Source organism: Halorubrum kocurii JCM 14978, assembly GCF_000337355.1.
In the GTDB taxonomy this organism is placed as follows: Archaea; Halobacteriota; Halobacteria; order Halobacteriales; family Haloferacaceae; genus Halorubrum; species Halorubrum kocurii.
The window spans coordinates 19,804-46,723 of the sequence record NZ_AOJH01000023.1 but is presented as its reverse complement, the minus strand read 5'-3'; the positions used below and the strand labels follow the sequence as shown (position 1 = coordinate 46,723).

Annotated in this window: 20 protein-coding genes; 4 read left to right on the top strand and 16 right to left on the bottom strand. The window is 69.5% G+C overall.

Annotated features, from left to right (window positions below):
- Nucleotides 1-17 precede the first annotated feature (17 nt).
- Nucleotides 18-221 carry a hypothetical protein gene (locus tag C468_RS02645; protein WP_008847329.1) on the bottom strand — a complete coding sequence of 68 codons (204 nt, stop codon included), beginning with the start codon at nucleotides 219-221 and terminating at the stop codon, nucleotides 18-20.
- Nucleotides 222-326: 105 nt separating this feature from the next.
- Nucleotides 327-1,307, bottom strand: a complete 981-nt coding sequence (gene larE, locus C468_RS02640; RefSeq protein ID WP_008847328.1) for an ATP-dependent sacrificial sulfur transferase LarE — start codon at nucleotides 1,305-1,307, stop codon at nucleotides 327-329.
- Nucleotides 1,308-1,442: 135 nt separating this feature from the next.
- Here larE and C468_RS02635 point away from each other — a divergent pair, with 135 nt between their 5' ends.
- Both C468_RS02635 and C468_RS02630 read left to right on the top strand, forming a co-directional pair.
- The gene (locus C468_RS02635; RefSeq protein ID WP_008847327.1) at nucleotides 1,443-3,428 is read left to right on the top strand and encodes a MutS-related protein; all 1,986 of its coding nucleotides are present in this window, start codon (nucleotides 1,443-1,445) and stop codon (nucleotides 3,426-3,428) included.
- Nucleotides 3,429-3,509: 81 nt separating this feature from the next.
- The gene (locus C468_RS02630; protein WP_049911921.1) at nucleotides 3,510-4,535 is read left to right on the top strand and encodes a response regulator; all 1,026 of its coding nucleotides are present in this window, start codon (nucleotides 3,510-3,512) and stop codon (nucleotides 4,533-4,535) included.
- Nucleotides 4,536-4,606: 71 nt separating this feature from the next.
- Here the strand turns inward: C468_RS02630 and C468_RS02625 are convergent, their stop codons facing one another.
- Nucleotides 4,607-4,987, bottom strand: coding sequence for a RidA family protein (locus C468_RS02625; RefSeq protein WP_008847325.1), 381 nt, complete (start codon nucleotides 4,985-4,987; stop codon nucleotides 4,607-4,609).
- 160 nt (nucleotides 4,988-5,147) lie between these two features.
- Between C468_RS02625 and C468_RS02620 the strand changes: the two genes are divergently transcribed.
- Nucleotides 5,148-5,396: a hypothetical protein gene (locus C468_RS02620; RefSeq protein WP_008847324.1), complete on the top strand. Its 249-nt coding sequence runs from the start codon at nucleotides 5,148-5,150 to the stop codon at nucleotides 5,394-5,396.
- Between the two features lie 1,255 nt (nucleotides 5,397-6,651).
- Here C468_RS02620 and uvrA read toward each other — a convergent pair.
- On the bottom strand, nucleotides 6,652-9,603 hold the full coding sequence (gene uvrA, locus C468_RS02615; RefSeq protein ID WP_008847323.1) for an excinuclease ABC subunit UvrA: 2,952 nt from the start codon (nucleotides 9,601-9,603) through the stop codon (nucleotides 6,652-6,654).
- Between the two features lie 100 nt (nucleotides 9,604-9,703).
- Nucleotides 9,704-11,920 (bottom strand): twin-arginine translocase subunit TatC, encoded by a 2,217-nt coding sequence (gene tatC, locus C468_RS02610; protein ID WP_008847322.1) that lies wholly within the window; start codon nucleotides 11,918-11,920, stop codon nucleotides 9,704-9,706.
- Nucleotides 11,921-12,041: 121 nt separating this feature from the next.
- Here tatC (C468_RS02610) and tatC (C468_RS02605) point away from each other — a divergent pair, with 121 nt between their 5' ends.
- Complete coding sequence (gene tatC / locus C468_RS02605; RefSeq protein ID WP_008847321.1) at nucleotides 12,042-13,307, top strand: twin-arginine translocase subunit TatC; 1,266 nt, start codon at nucleotides 12,042-12,044, stop codon at nucleotides 13,305-13,307.
- Nucleotides 13,308-13,658: 351 nt separating this feature from the next.
- On the opposite strand, the gene argF is transcribed toward tatC (C468_RS02605), so the two are convergent.
- From argF to C468_RS02550, 11 genes are all read right to left on the bottom strand, one after another.
- Nucleotides 13,659-14,558: an ornithine carbamoyltransferase gene (gene argF / locus C468_RS02600; RefSeq protein ID WP_008847320.1), complete on the bottom strand. Its 900-nt coding sequence runs from the start codon at nucleotides 14,556-14,558 to the stop codon at nucleotides 13,659-13,661.
- Nucleotides 14,559-14,697: 139 nt separating this feature from the next.
- Entirely contained in the window at nucleotides 14,698-15,867 is a 1,170-nt protein-coding gene (locus C468_RS02595; protein WP_008847319.1) for a [LysW]-lysine hydrolase, read from the bottom strand.
- Nucleotides 15,867-16,994, bottom strand: a complete 1,128-nt coding sequence (locus C468_RS02590) for an aspartate aminotransferase family protein (RefSeq protein WP_008847318.1) — start codon at nucleotides 16,992-16,994, stop codon at nucleotides 15,867-15,869. Before C468_RS02590 ends, C468_RS02595 begins: the two co-directional genes overlap by 1 nt.
- Complete coding sequence (locus C468_RS02585) at nucleotides 16,991-17,914, bottom strand: acetylglutamate/acetylaminoadipate kinase (protein WP_008847317.1); 924 nt, start codon at nucleotides 17,912-17,914, stop codon at nucleotides 16,991-16,993. The genes C468_RS02590 and C468_RS02585 overlap by 4 nt, the downstream gene beginning before the upstream one ends.
- Entirely contained in the window at nucleotides 17,911-18,978 is a 1,068-nt protein-coding gene (gene argC / locus C468_RS02580; RefSeq protein ID WP_008847316.1) for an N-acetyl-gamma-glutamyl-phosphate reductase, read from the bottom strand. The genes C468_RS02585 and argC overlap by 4 nt, the downstream gene beginning before the upstream one ends.
- Nucleotides 18,975-19,862, bottom strand: a complete 888-nt coding sequence (gene lysX, locus C468_RS02575; RefSeq protein ID WP_008847315.1) for a lysine biosynthesis protein LysX — start codon at nucleotides 19,860-19,862, stop codon at nucleotides 18,975-18,977. Before lysX ends, argC begins: the two co-directional genes overlap by 4 nt.
- A gap of 41 nt (nucleotides 19,863-19,903) precedes the next feature.
- Nucleotides 19,904-20,092 (bottom strand): lysine biosynthesis protein LysW, encoded by a 189-nt coding sequence (gene lysW, locus C468_RS02570; RefSeq protein WP_008847314.1) that lies wholly within the window; start codon nucleotides 20,090-20,092, stop codon nucleotides 19,904-19,906.
- 237 nt (nucleotides 20,093-20,329) lie between these two features.
- Entirely contained in the window at nucleotides 20,330-21,835 is a 1,506-nt protein-coding gene (gene argH / locus C468_RS02565; RefSeq protein WP_008847313.1) for an argininosuccinate lyase, read from the bottom strand.
- A complete protein-coding gene (locus tag C468_RS02560; RefSeq protein ID WP_008847312.1) occupies nucleotides 21,836-23,077 on the bottom strand; it encodes an argininosuccinate synthase in 1,242 nt (413 codons plus the stop codon). It lies immediately after the preceding gene.
- Between the two features lie 346 nt (nucleotides 23,078-23,423).
- Nucleotides 23,424-24,761 carry a glutamate-1-semialdehyde 2,1-aminomutase gene (gene hemL, locus C468_RS02555; protein WP_008847311.1) on the bottom strand — a complete coding sequence of 446 codons (1,338 nt, stop codon included), beginning with the start codon at nucleotides 24,759-24,761 and terminating at the stop codon, nucleotides 23,424-23,426.
- Nucleotides 24,762-24,941: 180 nt separating this feature from the next.
- Complete coding sequence (locus tag C468_RS02550) at nucleotides 24,942-26,660, bottom strand: ammonium transporter (RefSeq protein WP_008847310.1); 1,719 nt, start codon at nucleotides 26,658-26,660, stop codon at nucleotides 24,942-24,944.
- Nucleotides 26,661-26,920: the final 260 nt, after the last annotated feature.

Genomic DNA, 26,920 nt, shown 5'->3' with positions numbered 1-26,920 from the left:
CACGACCTCGTTCGGGCTCACTCGCCGTCGGCGCTCGCGAAGAACTCCACGTCGCCCGCGATGACGGCGCTCGCGATGACCGCTCCGCCGACGAGCACCGCGACGACGAGCGTCGTCAGCGTCACGCCGAGCGTGTCGCCGCCGACGGCGACGCCGACGAACGCGCCGACGGAGCCTCCCACGCCGCCCGCGATGACCGCGAGCGTCTTCGCCTCGCTCATAGGTGTCGCTTTCCCAACAAGGAAGATAAACGTTCGCGTCAGGTTCTCTCGGGTGATAACGACCGGCTCACGACGGTCCGTGTCCGCGTCGGCCTCGCGACCGCCTCAGCGGGGGTACTGGCGGCCGAGATCGACGGGACGACCGTCGCTCTCGGCGGTGCCGTCGCGGTCCTCGCCGTCGCCCGTCTCCGCCTCCTCCTCGCCCGCCTCCTCCTCGCCCGCCTCCTCCTCGTCCGCGTCGGCGCCCGGACTCACGCTTCCGGTCCGGTAGCCGGCCATGTCGAGGGTGACGTACTCGAACCCCACGTCGGTGAGGTGCTCGTGGACCGCGTCGGCGAAGGCGGGATCGAGGGCCCGCTCCAGTTCGTCCGGGGCGATCTCGACGCGGGCGAGGCCGTCGTGGTCGCGGACGCGGAACCCCTCGAACCCCCACTCGCGGAGCACCCGCTCTGCCTTCTCGACGCGACTCAGGCGCTCTTCCGTCACTTCGAGCCCCGTCGGGATCCGCGAGGAGAGACACGCCATCGAGGGCTTGTCGGCGACCGACAGGTCGTACGCGTCGGCGATCGCCCGGACCTCGTCTTTCGTGATCCCGGCGTCCAAGAGCGGCGAGAACACGTCCAGCTCCTCGACCGCGCGCAGGCCGGGGCGGTGCCCCTCGCCGGGGTCGTCGGCGTTCGTCCCGTCGCAGACGGTGTCGATCCCCAGGTCCGTGGCCGTCTCGTACATCCGGCCGAGCCGCATCGTCCGGCAGTGGTAACAGCGGTCGCCGTCGTTGGCGACGAAGTTCGGGTCGTCGAGCTCGGAGAAGGTGACCGTCTCGTGGGCGATCCCGATCTCGTCGGCGACGCGCGTCGCGTCGTCGAGCTCCGCGGCCGGCAGCGTCTCGCTCCGCGCCGTGCACGCGACCGCGTCGTCGCCGAGCGCGTCCCGCGCGAGCGCCGCGACGACCGAGGAGTCGACGCCGCCGGAGAAGGCGACGAGGACCCCGTCCCGCTCGGCGATCGCGTCGCGGGCGGCCGCCGCTTTCGCCGCCGTCTCGGGGGCGAGGTCGCTCCCGTCGGCGGCGAGGGTGTGGTGGCTCATGGCCTCGGGTTCGCGGTCGGCGGGAAAAAGCGCGTCGGCCGCGGACGGTCGGGCCCGCGTCCGCGTCGAGACGGCCGTCCCCGCGCGGCCTCGGACCCCTATCCTTTTGCGCGTTGCCGCGATACCCGCGAGTGAATGGAGTTGGAGGCGATCCCCGGCGTCGGCGCGAAGACGGCCGCGGCGCTGCGCGAGCTCGACGACCCGGTCGCGACCGTCGAGTCCGGCGACGTGGCCGCGATCGCCCGCGCTCCCGGCGTCAACGAGGCGCGCGCGGCCCGCATCGCCCGCGGCGCGATCCGGCGGCGACACGGCGACGACGGCCGCGTGTTGGCGACCGACCGGGCCCGCGAGGTGTACCGGGAGGCGATCGACTTACTGCGCGAGCGCACGGTCACCGGCTACGCCGCAAAGCGGCTGGAGACGTTCTACCCCAGCGCCTCGGCCTCGCGGATCGGCGAGGCGCAGTCGTTCGTCGAGAGCGCGGTCGAGCGCGACCCCGACCCCGCGGTCCGGGAGGCGCTCGCCGGGGTCGAACCCCTCACAGACCCGCCGACGGTCCGGGTTCGCGACCGCTGTCTCGCGACGGCCGACGCCGAGACGCTCGCCCGCGCCGAGTCGGCCGTCCCGGAGCTGTCGGTCGAGACCGTTGAGGACGCCCGTGACGTCTCTGAGCTCGCGCGGTCGTACGCCACCGTGATCGTCTTAGACGAGGCGTTCGCCGGGCTCGACGTCGAGGGCGACGTGCACGTCCGGCCGAACGCCCTCGATGAGCCCGCCGAGACCGTCCCGGAGCGCCTGCTCGCCTTCTTCGCCGCGAACCGCGAGCGGCTGGAGGCGGCCGCGGCGGTCCACGGGGCGGCGGGGCTCTCCCGGGCCGCCGACCTCGACCGCCTCCGCGACGCCCTCGCGCGGCTCGACGACGACGGGACGGTCGTCGGCGACGAGGAGCTCGAGCGGTTGACGGCCGCCGTCGACGACTTAGACGCCGCGGTGTCGACCGCGGAGTCGGTCGCCGACGACCGGCTCCGGGAGGCGATCCGCGAGCGCGACGTGACCATCGAGGGGACCGACTTCCTCTCCCTCGTCGAGCAGGGCGCCCGGGTCGACTCGCTTCTGGACCGCGAGCTGGCCGACGAGTACGACGAGGCGATCGACCGCGCCCGCGAGCACCTCGCCGACGCGCTCCGGTTGGAGCCCGAGGAGGCGGAGCTCGCCGACCGGGTCTTCGGCGGGGACCCCTCCTTCCCGGTGGAACACGACGAGAGCGCGGTCTCTCGGCTCCGCACCGAGCTCTCCGCGGCGCGGGACCGACGGGCCGCCCGCCTGAAGGCGGAGCTCGCGAGCGACCTCGGCGATCTGCGGGAGCCCGTGGAGGAACTCGTGCGAGATGCCCTCGAACTCGACGTGGAGCTGGCCGTCGCGCGGTTCGCGCGCGACTTCGACTGCGTCATGCCCGAGGTGGTTGCCCCCGACTCGTCCGACTCCGGCTTCCGCATCGAGGGCGGCCGCTCTCCCCTCCTCGACGTCGGCTTCGAAGACGTGGAGCCGATCGACTACGCGGTGTCGGGCGCGACCCTGCTGTCGGGGGTCAACTCCGGCGGGAAGACCTCCACGCTCGACCTCGTGGCGCTCGTCGTCGTCCTGGCGCAGATGGGGATGCCCGTCCCGGCCGAGTCGGCGACGGTCGAGCGCTTCGAGGAGGTCCACTACTACGCGAAATCGCAGGGGACCCTCGACGCCGGCGCGTTCGAGGCGACGCTCCGGGACTTCGGCGATCTCGTCGAAGGCGCGGACGGCCGGCTCGTCCTGGTCGACGAGCTGGAGTCGATCACGGAACCTGGCGCCTCTGCGAAGATCATCGCGGGGATCCTCGAGGCGCTCGACGAGCAGGACGCCACCGGCGTCTTCGTCTCGCACCTGGCCCGCGAGATCCGCGACGCGGCCGACTTCGAGGTCGCCGTCGACGGGATCGAGGCCGCCGGGCTCGTCGACGGCGAACTCCGGGTGAACCGCTCGCCGCGGAAGGGCCACCTCGCGCGGTCGACACCGGAGCTCATCGTCGAGAAGCTCGCCGGCGACCGCGACACCGACTTCTACGGGGACTTACTGGAGAAGTTCTGAGCCGCCGACTCGGCGTCCGAACGGCCCCGCAGTCGGACGTTCGGCAGTACGCTTATCAATTATTCTGGCGTACATCACGTGTTGACTGGTCCGATCATCGCCGAGTTCGACGCCGTCGTTGGGTTCAGTCGGTCGACGAGCGACGCACCTGGTCGGGGGCGGGTCGCGATGACGCCCTCCCAGATCCGCGTCCGGGCCGACGGCACCGCGCGCCGGATTGATGTCGACGACATCTTCGACGTCGTCCGCGACGTCTCAGTGGCGGCGTCCGCCGACTCGACGGAGACAGTGACGCTGGCGTTCGACGCCGGCGGGCGCCGCGAGACGCTCGACGTGAAGGCGAACGCCGCGACGCTCGTGAAGTTCCAGCGGCTGGTGTTCAAGCGGCTCCTCGTCGACGCGGACGTGGCCGTCGCCCGTCGACGCGCCGACGACGATACCGACGACAGGCGGCCCTGCCGACTCGACGTCTCAGCCACGGAGATCCGGTTCGAACCCGCGGACCGCGCCTCGCGGATCACCGTCCGCCGCGACGACGTCGCGCGGTTCAGCCTCTCCGGGACCGACGTCCCGGCGGTCGTTCTGTACCTGCGGGCGGCGGACCGGGTCGAGCGACTCAGCGTCCGGTTCCCCTCGTTTCGCCTGCTGAACCTCTTCGGTCGCTACCTCCGTGCCGACCTGCTCGCGGTCGACGCGCTCGGCTCGGTCTCCGACGGGGACGGCGCGGTCGAGGCGCTGCTCGTCGACGACGACCGGTTGAGCCGCGAGATGACCCGCGTGTTCCTGCAGGAGCAGTCGAGCCGGCTGTCGATAACCGAGGCGGAGAGCGCTCGGGCGGCCCTCGAGCGCCTCTCCGAGGCGGGCGGCGCCAAGCGGATCGACTGCGTCGTCAGCGACTACAAGATGCCGGTCATGGACGGGATCGAGTTCCTCGGCGCCGTTCGAGACCGCCATCCGACGCTCCCGTTCATCCTGTACACCGGACGGGGGAGCGAAGCGGTGGCGAAGAAAGCGATCCTCGACGACGTGACCGACTACGTCGAGAAGGACGTCGGCCCGAAGCAGTACGAGATCCTCGCGGAGCGGATCGAGAAGGCCGTTCGGTGACGACCGTCGCTCCGTGGCCGCACGCGAGGAGCTGTCGCACGAAGCTGCTTCCACCGAAGCGGCCCCAACGCTCAGTCGCCGCCCAGCTCTGCCGTCACCGTTATCTCGACGTCGAGCGGCGCGGGAAGCCGGGACACCTCGACGCAGGTCCGCGCCGGGTACGGCTCCGAGAGGAACGACCGGTACGCCTCGTTCACCGCGTCGTAGTCGTCCATGTCGGTGAGGTAGACGGTCGCCGACACGATGCGGTCCGGGGTCGTCCCGGCCGCCTCCAGTATCGCGGCCACGTTCGCGAGCGTCTGCGTCGTCTGTTCGGCGGCCGAGTCGGGCGCCTCGCCGGTGTCGGGGTCCACGCCCGTCTTCCCGGAGACGTGGACCGTGTCGCCGGAGACGATCCCCTGTGAGTACGGGCCGAGGGCCTCCGGCACGTCGTCCGTCGTGATCTCTCGCATTCTCGGACCGACGGCGCGCCGCGGTATCAAGATGCGGGTCGCGGGGGTCAGTTCGGCCGCTCTGACACCACCGCGAGGCTGTCGCTCCGGTCGATGGCCCGCTCCGGGCGTTCTTCGGCCCGCCGACATATTCATACGGGCTCGGTCGGAACCGAGGGGTATGCCAGCCGCGTCCCTGTTCGGCGTCCTCCTCTTCGCGGCGCAGGTCGGCGTCGGCGCTCAGGTGTCCCGCTTGCTCCCCAACCGTGACCGCGCTCGTCGCGCCGCGGTCGGCCTCGCCGTGGCGGTACTGGGCCTCTTGGTCCTGTTCCGCTTCGGCGCCGTCGCGGCGCTCACCGTCGACCTGATCGCGCTCCTCGTCGTTGCGAGCGCGACGGGATCCTCCGGTCGTCGCCCGACTGCGGGGTGATGAGCCCCCGAATCGACTGTATCGAGGCGTTCACGGTCGTCGTTTCGCTCCGTCCGGCTTCGCCGTGACGTCCGGCAAGGTGACCTCTCGGCTTCGTTCGCTTCTTATACCGACAGCGGCGATCGATGGCGGGAGTGAGTATCGCAGACAGCCGGCCGCGAGGTCGTGTTTAAATAGCCGTGAGCGACGGCAACGAACGCTTATAAAAGGAGAGTACGGTGGCGCGCCTGCGAGCGGCCGCCATCAGCGGCCGCGAGCCAGCCCGCGAGGGACGCCGCGAGCGGAGCGAGCGGCAGCGAGGCGCGAAGCGCCTCTGGAAGCCGGCGGCGGAGCCGCCGGCGACGAGGCTGGGGAGGTGTGCGGTGCGGGTGCTGTGCGGTGCGGGAGGTGTGCGGTGCGGGTGGAACTCAAAGTGGCAGTCGTCCTCACGGCTGGGGCTTTGGAGGCTCTCACCGCAGCAGCGTCGATTGACATCCTCCTCCGCGTGAACGCGGAGGAATCCCGAGCGGTGGGAGTTTCAGGTTCGCAACCATGAGTCCGATTTCTTCTTCGGGAACCCGTTTAACCCATCACGAAACGGTGGCTGACTGGCGGTGCCAAACCGCCGTTACTCCTATCGTCACTGCCGCTGACTCTCATCTGTTATTTTTACCAGCAGGGAGTCGCTGACACGTCGACGGACTTGGAGGTATCTTTGGGCTTGCTCGACCAACAGGCACAGACGAACGCTTCTGGCATTCGCGTTCACCGTGTAGGTGTTTCGGATATTGTCTCATTAGCGGCGGCGAGGCCGCCTCCGAAGGCCGTTCGGAATCGCTCCGTTCCGACCTGACCTTACCCTNTAGGTGTTTCGGATATTGTCTCATTAGCGGCGGCGAGGCCGCCTCCGAAGGCCGTTCGGAATCGCTCCGTTCCGACCTGACCTTACCCTTTGATATGAACTGACACCACTTGAAACTGCGGACTTTGGAAACTCGGGGATACCACCGAACCGTGGTTCGTGTAGAGTTCTGTCGGATTCATCCTGCGTTGACGAGACCACAGGTCTCGTTCGCACACCAGAAATCAGAGATTTCTGGGGACGGCTAAAGCCGCAGGTATTCTCCTCGAATCTCTATAAACAACCACGCCACCACACTGAGCGACGTACTACACTTACTCCCGCTATCACTCGACAAACGGTCTCCGGCCACCGGACGTTTCGATCTGTCCGTCGTTCGGTCCGAAGCACGGAATCTCGACAGAGCGCTCCCGCTCAGTCGTCGTCCGCGGCCGCGGGCTTCCGGCGGTCGTCGCGCGGCCCTTCGATGTCGACGTCGGGGAGGAGGTCCCGCAGGTACCGCCCGGTGTGGGAGTCGTCCTCGCGGGCGACCGCCTCGGGGGTCCCGCTCGCGACCAGCTCGCCGCCGCCGTCGCCGCCCTCGGGACCCAGGTCGATGACGCGGTCGGCGTTTTTCACGAGGTCGAGCTCGTGTTCGATGACGACCACCGTGTTGCCGGCGTCGACGAGGCGGTGGAGCACGTCGATCAGCTTGCGCTCGTCCGCCTTGTGGAGCCCCGTGGTCGGCTCGTCGAGCAGGTAGAGGGTGTCGCCGGTCGCCTTCTTCCCCAGCTCCTCGGCGAGCTTCACGCGCTGCGCCTCGCCGCCGGAGAGCGTGGTGGAGGGCTGGCCCAGCTCCATGTAGCCGAGCCCCACGTCTTTTAAGAGCTTCAGGCGGCGCTGGAGCCCCTGGTGGCTCTCGAAGAAGTCGTACGCCTCGTCGACGCTCATGTCGAGCACGTCCGAGATGGTCGCGCCCTTGTACGTGACGTCGAGCGTCTCGTCGTTGTACCGGGCGCCACCGCACTGCTCGCAGGGGACGTACACGTCCGAGAGGAAGTTCATCTCGATTTTTACTGTTCCCTGCCCGCCGCACTCCTCACAGCGGCCGCCCTTCACGTTGAACGAGAACCGACCCTTCTCGTAGCCGCGGCGCTTGGAGAGCTTCGTCTCCGCGAACAGCTCGCGGACGTAGTCGAACACGTCCGTGTACGTCGCGGGGTTCGAACGCGGCGTCCGACCGATCGGCGACTGGTCGATGAGCCGCACCGTCTCGATCCCCTCCATCCCCTCGATCGCGTCGTGCTCGCCGGGGTCGACCGAGGTGTTGTCGTTCATCTCGCGGGCGAGCCCTTTATAAAGAATGTCGTTGATCAGCGTCGACTTCCCAGAGCCGGAGACGCCGGTGACCGTCGTCAGCGTGCCGAGCGGGATCGACACGTCGAGGTCCGCGAGGTTGTGCTGTCGGGCGCCGCGGACCGTCAGCTCGCCGTCCGGGTCGCGGCGCTCCTCGGGCACCGGGATCTCCTTCCGGCCGGCGAGGTAGTCGCCCGTGATCGAGTCCTCGGCGGCGATCACGTCGTCGAAGTCGCCCTGCGCGACGACCTCGCCGCCGCGCTTGCCCGGGCCGGGCCCCATGTCGATGATCTCGTCGGCGCGGCGCATCGTCTCCTCGTCATGCTCGACGACGACGAGGGTGTTCCCGAGGTCGCGGAGGCCCGCCAAGGTGTTCAGCAGGCGATCGTTGTCGCGCTGGTGGAGCCCGATCGACGGCTCGTCGAGGACGTACAACACGCCGACGAGCCCGGAGCCGACCTGCGTGGCGAGCCGGATGCGCTGGCTCTCTCCGCCGGAGAGCGTCGACGCCTCGCGGTCGAGCGTGAGGTACTCCAAGCCGACCTCCTCCATGAAGCCGAGCCGCGCGCGGATCTCCTTCAAGATCTCCGTCGCGATCGTCGTGTCGCGCTCGTTCAGCTCCGCTTCCATCCCCTCGAAGTGCCGGCGCGCCTCCGCGATCGACATCTCGTTGACCGCCGTGATCGCGGTGTCCGCGACGAGCACGTGCCGCGACTGCTCCTTGAGCCGGGTGCCCTCGCAGTCCGGACACGTCGTCACGGCCATGTACTCCTCGATGTGGTCGCGGGCGCGCTCCGAGTCGGTCTCGACGTGGCGGCGCTCCAGGTTGGGGATGACGCCCTCGAAGCGCTCCGTCTTCTCGCGAGTGCCGTTCTTCGTGGTCCACTCGAAGTGGACCAGGTCGTCGGTGCCGTAGAGGAACTGCCGCTGGATCGACTCGTCGAGCTCCTCGAAGGGGGTGTTCAGCGAGACGCCGAAGTGATCCGCGACGTTGTCGAGCTGCCGGGAGTAGTAGGTCCGGTCGTAGCTCCACGGCTCGAAGACGTGTTTCAGGGGCTTCGAGGGGTCTTCGACCACGAGGCCCTCGTCGACCTCCTTCGTCGAGCCGATCCCCTCGCACTCGGGACAGGCGCCGTAGGGGCTGTTAAACGAGAAGGAGCGCGTCTCGATCGCGGAGAACTGCACGTCGGAGTTCGGGTTCCCGAGCTCCTCGGAGAACTCGACGACGAGCCGGTCGTCCGCGTCGGCGTCAGCCGCCAACGACCCGGTCGAGCGCGCGTTCGAGGCGAAGGGCACGTCCTCGGGCGGATCGGGGACGATCAGCTTGAGGACGCCGCCGGCCTCCTCCAAGGCGGTCTCCACGGAGTCCGTGATCCGCGAGCGCGCGTCGGGCGACACCTTGACCCGGTCGACGATCACGTCGATCGTGTGGTCGTAGTTCTCGTCGAGGTCGGGGTCGTCGAGGGTCAGGTCGGTCGGCTCGCCGTCGACCTCGACCCGGGCGTACCCGTCGCTCACGAGCTCCTCGAACAGCTCCTCGAACGCGCCCTTCTGGTCGCGGACGACCGGCGCGGCGACCTTCGCGCGGGTCCCCTCGGGGAGTTCGAGGATCTGTTTCACCATGTCCTGGGCCGACTGCTCGCCGACCTCCTCGCCAGTGACGGGGTCGTACTGGGTGCCGATCCGGGCGTACAGCAGCCGGAGGTAGTCGTGCAGTTCGGTGACGGTCCCCACGGTCGAGCGGGGGTTGTTCGCGGCGTTCTTCTGGTCGATGGAGATCGCGGGCGAGAGCCCCTCGACCGACTCCACCTGCGGTTTGTCCATCTGCCCGAGGAAGTTGCGGGCGTACGCCGACAGCGACTCGATGTACCGGCGCTGTCCCTCGGCGTAGACGGTGTCGAACGCGAGCGACGACTTCCCCGAGCCGGAGAGCCCGGTGACGACGGTGAACTCCTCCCGCGGGATCCGGACGTCGAGGTCCTTGAGGTTGTGTTCCTCGGCGCCGCGGACCTCGATGTAGTCCTTGCTCATCTTGTCACATCTGTTGCGTGCGCGCGCGGGAATACCCGTCGGTCTCGGCGGTCTACGGCGCTGGCGACCGAGGGAGGGGAGGGAATCCGGACGCCCCTCGTCAGGGCTCGACGATCTCCGAGGGCGGCGAGAGGTTCCGCCGGCCGCCGAACGTGACGAGGAACAGGACCCCGACGCCGAGGCCGTACGCCGCCATCAGCGGGAGCGTCGCGAGGATCATCGTGATCACGTCGGCGGGGGTGAACACCGCCGCGAACAGCATGATCCCCACGGTGACCTCGCGCCAGCGGCTCCGGAAGACCTGGTACGGGACGCCGGCGTTGTTCAGCAGGACCATCGCGATGGGGATGTCCGCGAGGAACCCGATCCCGACGGTGGTGTAAACGACGAGCCAGAGGAAGTCGCTCACCTGGTAGGTGATGATCATGTTCGCCAGCTCGGCGTCCGTGACGAGCCACCCGATGATCCCGGGCGCGATGTACGCGTAGCCGAGCGCGAAGCCGCCGATCAGGCCGGCGAGCAGCGCGCCCGACCAGAGGTACACCTGATAGATGCGCCCGGCGACGAACCCGCGCTCGCGGAGGGCGGGCCACGCGTAGTAGAGCGCGACCGGGAACACGGCGACGATCCCGAGCAGCACCGAGAACTTCACCATGAAGATCAGCGCCTCGACGGGATGGAGAGTGATGATGTTGATCCCGCCCTCGATCTGGGCCGGAACGCGCGACTCCAGGTCGTTGCGCACGGTCGCGAGCCCGCCGAGGTACAGCCACGTGAACGCGGCCGCCATCACGCCGCCGAAGACGGCGACGAGCCGGAACGAGCGCGACCGCAGCGAGTCGAAGATGAACCTGAGGTCCTTGTAGTAGCCGCCGATGTCGTCTTCCGCCTCGTCCTCGTCCCCGTCGGTGAGCTCGGCGAGGAACGTCGACCCGGCGCGGGAGGTCCGGTTCTGAACGTTGCCCACCAGGCCGTCGTCGTCGCCGGAGCCGCCCGCGGAGTCCCCGCTTTCGGTACCTGCCCCGTCACCGCCCTCGCCGTCGCCCTCGTGTACCGCGTCGAACCGGTCGAGGATCGCCTGCGCCTTCTCGGGGTCGTCGTCGTCGATCGCGGCCTGCGCGAGCGCGAGCGACTCGTCCTCGCCCATCTCTGCGAAGGCGTCGTCGGGGGCGGCTCGCACGCCGGCCGCGTCGAGTTCGCTCACGTCGATCGCGGACGGGTCGCCGTACTGGTACCCCGCGCTCGTCGTGTCGAGGTCGGCGTAGACGGCCCACAGCGTCGCGACAGCGACGAAGACGATGGCCCACGCGGCGGCGTAGATCGCGGCCGCGGTCGCGGGGTCAGTGCCGAGGCCCGCGCCGGGCTCGAGGAAGCGCCAGTCGCTGTTGACGAGGCGGAGGAGGTCGTTGAAGCCGGTCCGGCCGCCGTACTCGTAGAACGCGTACACCAGCCCGCCGCCGAGGACGGCCGCGCCGCCGACGACGTTCCAGTGGTTCCGAGCCGCGCCGAACACGTCGATCCGGTCGGAGCTCCGCTGGGCCGTGACGACGAGCTTCGCGAGGTAGAGGCTGAACCCGTACAGGACGATGAGCGGGAACGCCCACATCAGCTGGGTGAACGGGTCGGGCGGCGAGAACACGGCGCCGAAGACGAAGATGGCGACGACGGCGTAGCGCCACTTGTCGCGGAACGTCTCGTACTGAACGATGCCCGAGTAGGAGAGCCCGGTGATCAAAAGCGGCATCTGCCCGGCGAGGCCGAACGAGAGCGAGAGGAAGACGATGAACTCCGTCCACATCACGATCCCGTAGGTGGGCTGGAGCCCGGCCTCCAGCCCGAAGCCGGCCAGGAAGGAGAACATGATCGGGAAGAAGGCGTACACGCCGTAGGCGACGCCGACCGCGAACAGACCCACTCCGAGCAGGCCGATCCCCGCGAGCTTCCAGCGCGCGACCGGCGACTGCGGCCACGCTCCGCGGGCGCGGAGCTCGTCGCGGGCGACGTAGATGAAGGGCGGAATCGCGAAGATCACGCCGACGATCAGCCCGATCTTCGCCTGCAGGAGGATCACCTCGAACGGGGTCGTCGCGATCACGTCCGTCTCGGCGGCGACCGCGGCGTTCATGTTCGACTCGGTGATCGCCCTGAGCCGGTCCCAGATGAACACGCGGAGCGCCCAGAACGTCGCGAGGAAACCCAGCAGGAAGACGACGAAGACCTTCTGGAGGTCTTTTTGGACCGACCGGAGGAAGGCCTTCGCCGACTCGCGTCCCTCCGCGAGCGACTGCTGGGTATCCTCGTCGAGGGCACTCGCCATACGGGAGTGGAAGTCCGTCGCCGTTATCAACCTTTTCGACCGCGTTCGCGTCGGCACGCCGGCCCGCCGCTCGCCGCTATCCGAAAAGGCCTATAGTCACCCGGTTGCGTAGAAGAAGTGAATGGACGACTCGGACCGGTCGCGTGACGAGCCCTCGGCCCCCGAGGACGGCTCGGTCGCCGACGACGGGACGGTCGACAGCGCCGACGCCGAAACCGACGAGGCGACCGAAACGACCGAAAGTGCCGCCGGAGACGACCGAACCGCCAGCGGCGGAAACGGGGACGACACCGAGTCGGAACCCGTCGAGCCGGAGGTGTCTCCGGAGGTCGCGTCGGAGGTCGCGGACGATGCGGATGACGCGGACGATGCGGACGATGCGGATGACGCGGACGACGCAAGCGACGCAGACGATGCGGACGACGCGGACGACGCGGACGACGCGGAGGGCACGTTCAACGCGCACGAGCCGGGGAGCGCGGAGTACCTCGACGACAGCGAAAAGCCGGATCTCCGAGAGGCGCCGTCCGGCGTCGGCGACGACGACCCGGAACCCCCGACCGTCGAGGACGGCGGCGTCGCGGGCGAGGGAGTCGTCGGCGAGGAGGCCGCGGACGATAGAGTCGTCGGCGAGGACGCCGCGGACGAGGAGTTCGCGGGGCTCGAGGCGCCCGAGACGGACGAGGAGATGCCGCTCGCGGCCCACATCGAGGAGATGATGCGGCGGCTCGCCGTCGTCTTCCTCTTCGGCGGGCTGGCGACGCTGGTCGTGGTGACGGAGTCGACGGAGCTCATCAACTACTTCTGGAGCTACCACATCCCCGCGCCGCTGGAGAACCGCCCGCGGCTGTACGGCCCCCTCGAGCTGCCGCTCACGCGGCTGAAGGTCGCCGGCCTCGCGGGCGTCGTGGTCGGACTGCCGGCGTTCGTCTACCAGACCTACCGGTTCATGAAGCCCGGACTGTACCCGAAAGAGCGGCGCTACTACCTCGCGGCGGTCCCGACGAGCCTCGTCCTCGGCGGGATCGGCATCGCGTTCGCGCACTTCCTCGTGTTGCCCGCGATCTTCTCGTACTTCACTACCTACACCTCCGACGCCGCGACGATCGCGTTCGGGCTCGCGGAGACGTTCAACCTGATCGTCATCATGCTCGCGTTCATGGCGATCGTGTTCCAGATCCCGCTGTTCATCATGCTCGCGATCATGATGAACCTCGTTACCCGGGAATGGCTGGAGGCGAAGCGGCTGATCTTCTGGGGGTCGTTCCTCGGGATCGCCTTCCTGTTCAGCCCTGACCCGACCGGGATGGCGCCGATCATCGTGACGCTCACGATGATCGTCCTGTACGAGGGGACGCTGGCGATCCTGCGCTGGACCGGGAACTAGACCGCGGATCGGATATTTATAAGCAATTCGTTGTCGCGGTGACGACCTCCAAAGCCCCAGTCGCGAGGACTCGGGGGCCTTGCTGCGCGCCTCGCTCAGTCGCTTGCGCTCCTTCGCTGCGGTGCTTGCTGCGGCCACCTTCGTCCTCGCGACTGCCCCTTTGAGTCCCTCCCGTCCCGCACCGCAACCGCGCCTCACACCTCCCCAGCCTCGTCGGTCGCCCGTCGTTTCCCTCGGGCGACCGACTCCCTCGCGCGGCGCCGCTCGCGGCCTGACGGCCGCTCACGGGCGCGCGCCACCGCGAATCTATTTATAAATAGCCTCGTTGCCCAATCAGATTCCGACGCACTCTCACTCCCCGCCGAGCAGTTCGACGAGCAGCGCGTTCTGCGCGTGCATCCGGTTTTCGGCCTGGTCCCAGACGAGGGCGCGGTCTGACTCCAGCACGTCGTCGGTGACTTCTTCGCCGCGGTGCGCGGGGAGGCAGTGCATCACCGTCGCGTCGGTGCCGGCCAGCAGCTCCCGGTTCACCTGGAACCCGTCGAAGGCGGCGAGCTTCTCCTCGCGCTGGTCCTCCTGTCCCATCGAGATCCACACATCCGTGTAGACGACGTCGGCGCCGTCGACGGCGGCGTCGGGGTCCGTCGTCGGCGCCACGTCCGCGCCGAACTCGGCGGCCCGGTCGAAGACGGCGGGGTTCATCCCGTAGTCGGCGGGGGTGGCGACCCGCACGTCGATCCCGGCCATCGCCGCGCCGACGACGAACGACTGCCCGACGTTGTTGCCGTCGCCGACCCACGCGACCGTGGCGTCCTCGCCGACCGTCTCGCGGATCGTCAGGAGGTCGGCGAGCGTCTGACAGGGGTGCGCCTCGTCGGTGAGCCCGTTGATCACGGGACAGTCGGCGTACGCGGCGAGCGTCTCCACGTCGGCGTGGTCGAACAGCCGAGCCATCACCCCGTCGACGTACCGACCGAGCACGCGGGCGGTGTCCTTCAGGGGCTCGCCGTGCCCGAGTTGGATGTCGTCGGGGCCGAGGAACATGGCGTGGCCGCCCAGTCGAGTCATCCCCGTCTCGAAGGAGACCCGGGTGCGCGTCGAGGGCTTCTCGAAGATCATCCCGAGCGTTGCGTCCCCGAGTCGGGGGTCGGTCTCGCCCGCCTTCATCGCGGCGGCGCGGTCGAGCAGGGCGTCCAGTTCGGCTGGCGTCACGTCGTCGATGTCGAGGAAGTCGTCGGTGGCGAGTGGCATGGGTGGATGGTGGGTGTGGGGTCGGTGGGGTCGGTGATCAGTGCGTCGGCGGTTGGCGTGCCGTGACAGTTGGGTCAGTCGTCGGCGGCGAAACGGCCCGGTTCAAAAGGAGGCGGCGTCACGGCACCGACCGTGACGCCTACGGTCGGTCCCGGCAGACGTCGCTCAACACTGCCGTCGCGCGGTCCAACTCCGAGAGGGGGAGCCGCTCGTCGGGCGCGTGGTCGAGGTCGGAGTTCCCGGGGCCGTAGGTGACCATCGGGCAGTCCCACGCGGCCGCGAACAGGTTCATGTCGCTCGTCCCGGTCTTGCGCAGCAGCCGGACGTCGCCGCCGGCGCCGCGGATCGCGACGCGGAACGCGCGGGCCAGCTCCGTCCGCGGGCTCTCCATCACCGGCGGGATCGGCTCCTTCCAGTGGACCGAGCCGGTCGACAGCTCCGTCTCGGCCAGCTCGTGGATCTCGTCGACCGTCCGGTTGGGCGGGACGCGGAGCTGCACGTCCATCGTCGCCTCGACGGCGAGTCCGTCGTCGGTGAGGCCCCCGTCGACCGAGACGGGCTTGGTCGTCACCTGCTCGAAGACGGGCGTGTCCTCGTCGGTGGGCTCGAACGTCTCCTCGACGCCGTGCCACCAGTCGATCGCGTGCTGGATCGCGTTCGGCTCCGGCCGGGAGGTGTGCCCGGACTCGCTCGTGTTCACGTACGTCCCGGCGAGGAAGCCGCGGTAGCCGAGGGTGACGCCGTCCCAGCCGGAGGGCTCGCCGTTCACCACGGCCTCGGGCGCGTCGCGGTCCTCGACGAGGAACCGGGCGCCCCGCGAGTTCGTCTCCTCGCCGGCGACGCCGACGAAGGAGACGCCGGTCTTGACCGCCGCGACCGCCATCGCGACGAGCGGGCCCGTGGCGTCCACGGTCCCGCGCCCCCAGAGGACGGGTTCGCCGGGCTCGCCGACCGCGTCATCTTCCGCCGCCGGTTTCACCTCGACCGGGATGTCGCCCGGGACGGTGTCGACGTGGGAGGTGAGGAGGACGGCGTCGCTGGCGGGCGCGCGGACGTTGCCGACCTCGTCGATCCACGCCTCCCGACCGTTCGCCTCGAAGAAGTCCACGAGGCGCTTCGCGGCCTGCTCCTCCTCGCCGGACGGCGAGGGGATGGAGACCATGTCGTACAGCAGCTTCCGGGCCGGGGTGTCGCAGGCCTCGGGGTAGCCGCCGCCGGCAACCACGTCGGTCCCGGCCGCGGAGGAGTCGTCGGCCGACGACGACTCGCCGGCAGAGTCCTCCGGCTCACGCTCCGTCCCGGTCGACATCAGCCGATCACCTCAGCGATCGCGTCGACCACGGCGTCGGCGTGCTCGCGCTCGATCGTCAGCGGCGGGAGCAGGCGCAGCACGGTCCGGCCCGCCGGCAGCGCGAGCACCTGGTGGTCGATCGCCAGATCGCGCAGCAGCCGGTTCGATCCGCGCTTCACCTCGATGCCGATCATCAGGCCGTCGCCCCGCACGTCGCGGACGTCGTCGCCGAGGCGCTCCTCGATCTGTCCGCGGAGGTACGCCCCCATCTCGTCGGCGTGCGCGGAGAGGTCCTCGCGCTCGATCACGTCGAGCGTCGCCCCCGCGGCGGCCGACACGACGGGACCGCCGGAGAACGTCGAGCCGTGGTTGCCGGCGTCCTCAGCGATCCAGTCGCGACACAGCGTCGCGCCGATCGGGAGCCCGCTGCCGAGCCCCTTCGCGGTCGTGAGCACGTCGGGCACCACGTCGTGCTTCTCGGCCGCCCACAGCGACCCGGTGCGGCCGAGCCCGGTCTGGATCTCGTCCAGAATCATCGCCGCGCCCGACGTCGCCGTCGCGACGCGGACCGTCTGTAGGTACTCGGTGTCTGCGGGGTTGATCCCGCCCTCGCCCTGCAGGGGCTCCAAGATCACTGCAGCAGTCTCGTCGTCTATCGCCTCCCGCATCGCGTCGGCGTCGCCGTACTCGACGAACTCCACGCCGCCGGCGAGCGGCTCGAACCCCTGCTTGTACTTCTGCTTCCAGGTGGTCGCGAGCGCGCCCATCGTCCGGCCGTGGAACCCCTGCGTCGTCGCGACGATCTTCTCGCGCCCGGTGGCGTGCCGGGCGAACTTCAGGGCGGCCTCGTTGGCCTCCGTCCCGGAGTTACAGAGCCACACGTTGTCGACGTCGACCGGGCCGGCCTCGGAGAGCCGCTCGTACAGCGCCGTCCGCGCCGCGTGCGGGTACGACGCCTGCACGTACATGAGCTCCTCCAGCTGGCTCGTCGCGGCGTCGACGACCTCGGGGTGGCAGTGGCCGACGGGCGTGCACGCGTAGCTCGCACCGAAGTCGAGGTACTCGGTCCCGTTCGTGTCCGTGACGTGGACGCCGTCGCCCGAGGCGATCTCGATCGGCTTCTCGGAGAAGACGAAGCCGCTCATGCGGTCTCCCCCTCCGTTTCGGCCGCCGCGTCGTCCGCGTCGTCACCGAGCGCCGACCGCTCGATCGTCGTCCCCGCGCCCCCGAGCGCGGCGACGATGGGGTCGTTGACGTTCGCGTCCGCGACGACGACGCGCCCGGAGCCGCCCGAGAGCGCCTCTTTCGCGGCCATCACCTTCTTGCCCATGAACCCCTCGGCGGCGTCCTCGACCGCCGCCAGTTCATCGGGCGTCGCCGCCGACTCGATCAGCGTGTCGGGATCGTCGGGGTCCGCGTACACGCCCGCCACGTCCGTCAGCAGGACGAGGTCCGCGCCGAGCGCGCCCGCGACCGCGGCGGCAGCCCGATCCGCGTCGGTGTTGACGGGCGTGACGCCGCCGTCTCCCTCTTTTCCCTCCATCGGGGGCGAGACGACGGGGGTGTAGCCGTCGGCGAGCAGCCCGGATAACAGGTCGGCGTTGACCGACTCGATCCGGCCGGAGTGCTCGCCGCGGCGGATCTTCTTCTTGCCGTCCTCGACCACGCGGACCGCCGACTTGCGCGGCCCCGAGAGGAGCCCGCCGTCGACGCCGGAGAGGCCGACCGCGTCGACGCCGGCCTCGCGGAACTGCGCGGTCAGCTCGGTGTTGAGCTTGCCCGCCATCGCCATCGTGAACGCCTCCATCGTCTCCGCGTCGGTGAACCGACCGGTGACGCCGGAGGCGGACTCGACGTACTCGGGCTCCATGCCGAGCCGCTCGATGACCTCGTCGACGACCGTCGAGCCGCCGTGGACGACGACGACGCGCCGCCCGTTGGCGGCGAGGTGAGCCACGTCGCCGACCGCGCCGGCCGGGTCGACCGCCTTCGCGCCGCCGATCTTGACGACGACCGGAGGCTCGTCGGCGGGCGCGCCGCCAGCGCCGGACTGTTCTCCGCTCATGGCGATCCCACGGGATGGAGTCCCTGGAACTCCAGACCGGCGTCTTCGGGCAGTCCGAGGGCGACGTTCGCCGCGTGGACCGCCTGTCCGGCGGAGCCTTTCATCATGTTGTCGATCGCCGAGAAGACGACGACGCGCCGGTTGCCGGGGTCGAGCTCGAAGCCGACCTCGCCGTAGTTGGTGCCGGCGACCGCCTTCGGCTCGGGGTAGCGGTAGACGCCGCCCCCGCCGGAGACGATCCGCATGAACGGCTCGTCGGCGTACGCGCCGCGGTACGCCTGCCACAGGTCCGCCTTCGAGACGGGCTCGTCGGGGAAGACGTGGCAGGTCGCGCTCGCGCCGCGGACCATCTCGACCGCGTGGACCGTGAAGGAGACGTCGAGGCCGAGGTACGCCTCGATCTCCGCCTCGTGGCGGTGGCCGGTCGGAGCGTACGGGCGCACGACGCCCGAACGCTCCGGGTGCGAGGAGGCCGCGCCGCCGCCGGCGCCGCCCTCGGAGGAGCCCACCTTCACGTCGACGACGACCTCGCCCGCGTCGGGGCCGAGCGCGCCCGCGTCGACGAGGGGCTTGAGCCCGAGCATCGTCGCGGTCGCGTTGCAGCCGCCGCCGGCGATCAGGTCGGCGCCGGGGAGGCCGTCGCGGTTGATCTCGGGGAGCGCGTACTCCGCGCGCTCCAAGTACTCGGGCGACTCGTGGCCGTCGTACCACTCGTCGTACAGCTCCGCCTCGGGCAGGCGGAAGTCCGCCGAGAGGTCGACGACCGTGTCGGCGGCCTCGAAGTACTCGTCGATCTGCCCCATCGAGACGCCGTGGGGCGTCGCCGAGAACAGCACGTCGACCGACTCCAGATCGTCCGGGTCCGAAAAGCGCAGGTCGAGCCCGCGCAGGTTCGGGTGCGAGCGGCCGATCGTCATGTTGTCGGCCGACCGCGACGTGGCCTGCACGACCTCGAAGTCGGGGTGACCCGAGAGGATCCGCAGCAGCTCGCCGCCGGTGAAGCCGGTGCCGCCGACGACGCTCGCGGTGTAGGCGGCGTCGGCCGTCGCGTCGTCGGCGCTCATGCCGTGACCTCCTTGCCGTCGGCCGCCGCGGCCGCCTTCGCCTCCAGCCAGTCGACGACCCTCGCGGGCACGTCGACCTCGCTGGCGGCGTCCAGCGCCTTGAACTCGACCGTGTGGTTCACCTCGTGGACGGTGTACTCGCCGGACCCGGTCCCGCCGACCTCCATCAGGTCGACGCCCAGCATGCCGCCGCCGACCGCCTCCGAAGCGCGCTCGACCAGGTCCAGCGCGCGGTCGTCGAGGTCGAACGACGCGGTCTCGCCGCCCTTCGCGGCGTTCGTGAGCCAGTGGTCGGAGGTGCGCGTCATCGCGGCGACCGGGTCGCCGTCGACCGCCAGCACGCGGATGTCGCGGCCGGGCTTGTCGACGAACTCCTGGATGTAGAACACCTTGTGCTCGTAGTGGCCGAGCGTCTCCTTGTGCTCTAAGATCGCCTCCGCGGCGTTTTGCGTGTCGATCTTCGCCATGAGCCGGCCCCACGAGCCGACGACGGGCTTGAGCACGCAGGGGTAGCCGAACTCCTCGATGGCCTCCATCGCGGTCTCCTTGGTGAACGCGACCTCCGTCGCCGGAGTGGGGATCTCCGCCTCAGCGAGCGCGAGCGAGTTCTTTGCCTTGTCGGCGCAGACGTCGCCCGTCTCGGGGGAGTTTATCACCGGGACGCCGTAGCTGTCGAGGAACTTGGTCGCGTACAGCGACCGGCTCGTCGAGAGACAGCGGTCGACGACCAGATCGAGGTCGGCGACGTCGGCCGTCGTCGACTCCAGCCCGAACCGCTCCTTGCGGACGTCGATCTTCGCGACCTCGTGGCCGCGCTCGCGGAGCTCGCCGAGCAGCAGCTTCTCGTCTTTCCGGATCCGCGAGTAGAGGATCCCTATTTGCATGTAGACCACTCGCGTGTCGCGGTCGTGGCGGTCGTCGCCATCTACTCGCCCCAGTCCTCCTCGAGTTCGGGGGCCTCTTCCAACACGACGGGGTCCAGCGAGATGACCTCCAGCTCGGTCCCGGTGACCGGGCTGTCGATGATCTCGCCGACCTCGACGTCGGCCGGAAGCTCGATCTCTTCGCCCGTGATCGGGTCCTCTGCCAGCACCGGATCGGTGTCGTTCGTCATCGTACCTCTCAATCGACCGTGAACCCGCATAAACCCTTCGAACTTGTAATCTAGTTTACAATAAATAGACGACCAGCTAACGGATGGAAATCGGTCGCACAACCGCCGTGTGAAATCCGGTGTCAGATTCCAGTAGTGATGTTGTCCCCTCGCGGGGACGGCGGCGCCGTCGGCGGTCGCGGCTCGGCCGACGACGTCGACGGTCGCAGTCGCCGAATCGCGACGGTCGGCGTCGACTCAGACATACGAGTCCACCTCCGCGTCCAGCAGCGCCGCCGCCGCCGCGAGCGACTCCCGCTCGTCGGCCAGCGTCGCGGCGTCGGCCTCGATCCCCGCCTCGGCGGTCGCGAGCTCGTCGGCGACGGCGTCGGGAGCCGGCCCCCCGGCGGAGTCCCGGCTCGCGACGCTGGCGGCGGGGTCGAGCGCGGACTCCACGTCCTCACGGCTCACGTGCGCCGAGAGGGGCTCGCCCGTCACCTTTCGAGTGGCCTCGTCAACTTTTGCGGCCGCGGCGTCCGCGGAGTCGCCGTCGGAGACGGTCTCGGCGGCGGTCGCGACGATCTCGTGGGCGGTCCGGAACGGCAGCCCGCTCATCGCGAGGAGGTCGGCGACGCCCGTCGCCGTCGAGAAGCCCTCGCCCGCGGCGTCCGCGAGCGTCGCCTCGTCCCAGTCGGCGGTCGCGACCGCGCCCGCGGCGACTTCGGTCGCCTCCCGCACGTCGCCGGCGACCTCGAACACGCCCGCGTGGGCGCGCTGGAGGTCGCGGTTGTACGCGCGCGGAAGCCCCTTGAGCAGGCTCAGCGTGCCCGTCGCCTCCCCGATGGCGTCGCCGGCGACACCGCGGGTCAGCTCCAGCGTGTCGGGGTTCTTCTTCTGGGGCATGATCGAGGAGGTGGAGGCGTACGCGTCCGACAGCTCCACGAACCCCTTGTTCGAGAAGAGGATCAAGTCCTCCGCCAGCCCCGACAGCGTGGTCGCGAGCGTCGCGCACGCGGTCGACCCCTCCGCGAGGAAGTCGCGCGACGACGCCGCGTCCGTCGAGTTCCGGACGGTCCCGTCGAACCCCAGCAGCTCGGCGGTCCGGTCGCGGTCGACGTCGAACGGCGTCCCCGCGAACGCGGCCGCGCCGAGCGGCGACCGGTTGACACGGTCGTACGCGTCGAGCAGGCGTTCGGTGTCGCGGGCGACCCCACCCTCGTAGGAGAGCAGGTAGTGCGCGACCGTCGTGGGCTGGGCGGGCTGGAGGTGGGTGTAGCCGGGCATCACCGTCTCCGCGTGCTCGCTCGCGACCTCGACGAGCGCCTCGCGGAGCGCGACCGTCGCCTCGGCGGCCGCGAGCAGATCCTCACGCAGCCGGTACCGGATGCACGTCGCCACCTCGTCGTTGCGCGAGCGGGCGGTGTGCATCCGGCCGCCGTCCGGCCCCACCCGGTCGATGACGGCCGTCTCGATCGCCTCGTGGACGTCCTCGCCGTCGGGCAGCGCGTCGTGGCCGGCGGCCTCCACGTCGTCGAGCGCCGCGAGGATCTCGCCGGCGACTGCGCTGTCGACGATCCCCTGCTCGGCGAGCATCACCGTGTGCGCGCGGTCGACCGCGAGGTCGGCCTCGAAGATGGCGGCGTCGGCCGCGAGGCTCGACAGGAACTCGCGGGCGGGGCCGCCGCTGAAGCGGTCGCGGCGGATGGCGGTGCCGGCGGCGTCCGTCGCGTCGTCCGCCGCCGTGCCGGGATCGTCGTCGGTCATCTACTCGGACTCGTCGTCGTGGCCGTCCGTCTCGCCGGAGCCGTCCGTCGCGAGCTCGGGCTTCGAGACCGCCTTCTTCACGTCGTTGGCGAGGCGCTCCTGCAGCCCGTGGTACTTCGCGACGCCCGTGGCGTCCTCCTGCGCGATGCCGGCGACGTCCTCGGTGTTGAACGAGGCCATCTCCTCGGAGTACACCGCGAACTCCGAGTCGCGGGCGACGACGCGACAGTTACCGCCGGAGACCTTCACGGTCGCGGTGCCCGTCACCACGTCCTGCGTCTCGTCGACGAACGCGTTGAGCGCGTCGACGACGGGGGCGAAGACGAGCCCCTGGTACGCCTTCTCGGACCACTCCTGCTCGATCCCCTTCTTAAAGGAGCGCTCGTTCTTCGTTAAGACGAGGTCCTCTAAGGCCTGGTGGGCCGTCAGCAGGACGGTCGCGGCCGGGTGCTCGTAGTTCTCGCGCACCTTCAGTCCGAGCATGCGGTCCTCCATCACGTCGGTGCGGCCGATGCCGTAGCCGCCGGCGTACTCGTTGAGGTGTTGGATGAGCGGGACGGGGTCCATCGCCTCGCCGTCGACCGCGACCGGGACGCCCTCCTCGAAGGCGACCTCGATGGTGGTCTCGCCCTCCGGCTCCGCGGTCCACTCGTAGATGTCCTCCGGCGGCTGGTAGTTCGGGTCCTCGAGTTTGCCGCCCTCGACCGCGCGCGACCAGATGTTCTCGTCGATGGACCAGACGCCGCCGTCGCCGGCCTCGACGGGCAGGTCCTTCTCCGCGGCGTACTCGATCTCCCACTCGCGGGTGAGCCCGAGCTCGCGGACGGGCGCGATGACCTCCAGGTCGGAGCCGCGCCAGACGGCCTCGAACCGGAGCTGGTCGTTCCCCTTCCCGGTACAGCCGTGCGCGATGGCGTCACAGCCCTGTTCCTCGGCGACGCCCAGGATGGCCTCGGCGATGACGGGGCGGGCGAGCGCGGTCCCGAGCGGGTAGCCCTGGTACGTCGCGTTCGCCTTCACCGCGTCGTAACACAGGTCCGCGAACTCCGCTTTCGCGTCGACGACGTGGAGGTCGAGCCCGAGCGCCTCCGCGGTCTCCTCGGCCTCGTCGAACTCCTCGGTCGGCTGCCCGACGTCGACGTTGACGCCGATGACCTCGTCGTAGCCGTACTCCTCTTTTAAAAGCGGCACGCAGACGGTGGTGTCGAGTCCCCCACTGAACGCGAGTGCAACGGTTGCCATTACCGGAGTAGAATAGACTCTACCCCTTAAATTCGTCGCTTTAGTGTTCGTAAGAAAAACGCAACGGCGACGCTACGGACGGACGTAGCTGTCACTCTCCGGAACGGAACGGCGCGAACGCGACGAGGGAGGAAGGTTACTGGCCCGAGGGGGCCGGTCGTCGCGCCGCGCCGGAAGCCGGTCGCGGCGGTCGGACGCCTCGTCGCGGTCGCGGGGCTCGTCGGCCTCGGATACGGGCGGCGTCGAGACGAGCCTCCGCGGTCATCGCTTGTACCTACCCGAGTTTCGGTATAAAAACGTTCCGCACCCGCCGTCGGTTGGTAAGCGTTGCCGCCCCCGGCGGCGGCTACAGCGCTTCCCGGTAGGCCTCCAACGTCCGCTCGACGTCCTCCGCCGTGTGCGCGTAGGAGGTGAACTGGCACTCGAACTGGTTGGCGGTGAGGAACACCCCGCGGTCTTTCATCTCCTGCCAGAACACGCGCTCCCAGCGGTCGGTCGCGGCGCGGGCCACGTCCGCGCCCGTCTTCGGACAACTGTCGTAGCGGGCGCAGTCGGGGTCCTGTCGACAGCCGCCCGCGCAGCAGGCGTCCGGGTCGTCCGGAGCCTCGCGGGTGAATATTGTCTTGAACATCGAGTCGGTGCCGACGACGGTGTACTCGGGCGCGCGCTCCGCGCAGATCTCGGCGATCCCCTCGCGGAGCCGACGACCGAGCCGGTTGACGTGCTCGTACACGTCGTTCTCGGCGGCGTACTCCAGCGACGCCTTCCCGGCGGCCATCGTCACGGGGTGTCCCGAGAAGGTCCCGGACTGGAACACGTCGCCCGCGGGCGTGAACTCCTCGATTATCTCCGCTCGCCCTCCGATCGCGCCGACCGGGAACCCGCCCCCAATGATCTTGCCGAACGTCGTCACGTCCGGGGTGACGCCGAACTTCGACTGCGCGCAGCCGAGCCCGCCCACGCGGAACCCGGTGATGACCTCGTCGAAGACCAGCAGCGACCCGTTGTCGTCACACAGGTCCCGAAGCGTCTCGTGGTAGCCGTCGATCGGGGCGACGATGCCCATGTTCGCCAGGATCGGCTCGACGAGGACCGCCGCGATGTCGTCGCCGTGTTCGGCGAACACCTCCTTCGCTGCCCGCGGGTCGTTGAACGGGATCGGAAGGGTGTGTTCGGCGAACGCCTCGGGAATTCCCTTCGTCGAGGGGTGAGCGTCTTCCGGCGACCCCTCCACGAGCGTCGACTCCTGCGCGCCGTGGTAGCCGCCCTGCATGACGACGATCTTGTCGCGACCGGTGTGGCCGCGGGCGAGCCGCACCGCCGAGACGGTCGCCTCCGTCCCGGAGTTGACGAACCGGATCGACTCCACGCTCGGGACGTGTCGCGCCACGAACTCGGCGTGTTCGACCTCGATCTCGGTGGGCGCGCCGTACATCGGCCCCTCCGCGGCGTGCGACTGGACCGCCGCCTCGACCGGGTCGGGCAGGTCGTGGCCGTACAGGAGCGGGCCGTACCCCATCACCCAGTCGACGTACCGGTTCCCGTCGGTGTCGATCACGTGACCGCGGTCGCCGCGCTCGACGAAAAACGGGTGCGGCATCGTCGCCCGGACGGAGGAGTTGACGCCGCCCGGCATCACCGACAGCGCGCGGTCGTACAGCGCGCGCGAGCGCTCGTGGTTCATGTCGAACGGTTGGGTCGGCGGGATGAAAGTAGTTGCCGACCGCCGGCGGGAGCGGAACCGAATCGCCGGGGGTCGCGCCGGAGAGCGCCGCGGCTCGACACCGGAGCGTCACTGAAAAAGCGCGCGTCGAAATCCGTCGGTCGATGGTTCGATAGCCCTGCCGTCAGCGCCCGTTCCGACTTACACCGCCTCCGAACCGGTCGTCCCCGTGCGGACCTGCAGCGCGTCCTCGACCGGCATGATGAACACCTTGCCGTCGCCGGGTTCGCCGGTCTTCGCGGCGCCGGCGATGGCGTCCGCGACCTCGTCGGCCGGGATGTCGGCGACGACGACCTCGACTTTCACCTTCTGGTGGAGGTCGACGGTGAACTCCTCGCCGCGCCACTGGCCCTTCTTCGCGGGCTGGCTGCCGCGGCCGGAGACGTTCGTCACGGTGAGCGAGGGCGCGTTGATCTCCGCGAGCGCCTGCTTGATTGCGCCGAGCTTGTCGGGGCGGACGACCGCCGTGACCATCTTGATCCCCGAGCCGGGCTCCTCGCCGCCGTCGGCGCGCGGGGAGTCCTCGGTGGTGTCGATGACGGACGGACCGCCGTCGGTCGCGACGCGGTCGCCGCCGAACTCGGGGTAGGTCTCGACGCCGTGCTCGGAGATGTCGAGGCCCTCCTGTTCGTGTTCCGCCGTGACGCGCGCCTCGCCGCTCAGCTTGAGGACGTACCAGACGGCCGCGGTCGCGGTGAGCGTCCAGCCGCCGATGATGACGACGCCGGTCAGCTGGGCGATGAAGTGCGCGCCGATGCTGCTACTGAGGCTGCCCGGAGCGGCGACGAACGGGAACAGCAGCGTCCCCAGGACGCCCGCGCTGCCGTGGACCGGGAACACCGCGCAGACGTCGTCGATCTTGAGCGTGTCCGAGACGAACTCGAAGACGATCGGGAGCTGCGCGCCGGCGAGGCCGCCGACGATCAGCGCGCCCCACCACGCCGTGGTGTCCGGAATCGCGGTGATACCGACGAGGCCGGCAAGCAGGCCGTTAGCGACGTACAGCGTGTCGACCTTACCGGTCTTCAGCCACACGACGAGCGCGGCGCCGATCCCGCCGGCCGCCATCGCGATGGTCGTCCCCATCGCGACGAGGTTGACGGTGAGCGTGTTGAACACGCCGCCGCTGACCACGGAGGCCGTCCCGACGTTGAAGCCGTACCAGCCGAACGCGAGGATGAGCGTCCCGAGGACGGCGAAGGTGAGCGAGTGACCGGGAATGACGTTCGTCGAGCCGTCCTCGGCGTAGCGGTCCATCCGCGGACCGAGAACGGCGGCCGCGGTGAGCCCGGCGATGCCGCCCATGCCGTGGACGATCATGCCGCCCGCGAAGTCGTGGAACGCGGTCCCGGTCAGCTGCGCGACGAGCCCGTCGCCCGACGCCGACCAGGTGAACGCAATGACCATCGGGTAGATGACCGCGGCGAGCAGGAACGTGTACGTGACGTACGCGCGGAGCTTCGCGCGGCCGGCAACCGCGCCGGACACGATCGTCGCGGCCGTCATGGCGAACACGGCGCCGTAGAGCCAGTTGACGTACGGGCCGACGGCGCCGGCGTCGACGGCGAGTTCGCCGCCGGAGAACAGCGTCCCGGCGGCGGAGACGGGCCCACCGGAGCCGCTCATCACGCTGGTGAACGCCGTTCCGATCAGGAAGAACACCGTCACGCCGACGCTCCACGTCAGGAGGTTCTTCGTCAGCTGGTTAGCGACGTTCTTCGAGCGGACCTGCCCGGCTTCGAGCATGGCGAAGCCCGCGTGCATGAAGAAGATCAGGAACGTCACCATGAGGATCCACGTCCCGTTCATCGCAGACGCGAACGTGCTCGGATCGACCGTCGCGAGTACGCCGGTCGTCACGCGACGACCACCTCAACTGAACATACGTCCTTTGAACAACGCGTTTCGTTCGTGTTCATGTGCTGAATCACGTTCCGACAACGGGGAACAGGAATATATAAACGTTCGAGTTGAGTTTCACAAAAAATATCATTGATACTACGGCGGCTGTCAAATATAAGGACTAATTGATGGTGTATAAGGACATATTCTTGTCGGAGTTTCCGCAATCCTTGCGATCGAATCGGACGGACGTTTTGTAACACAGTTGTCAGTACGTC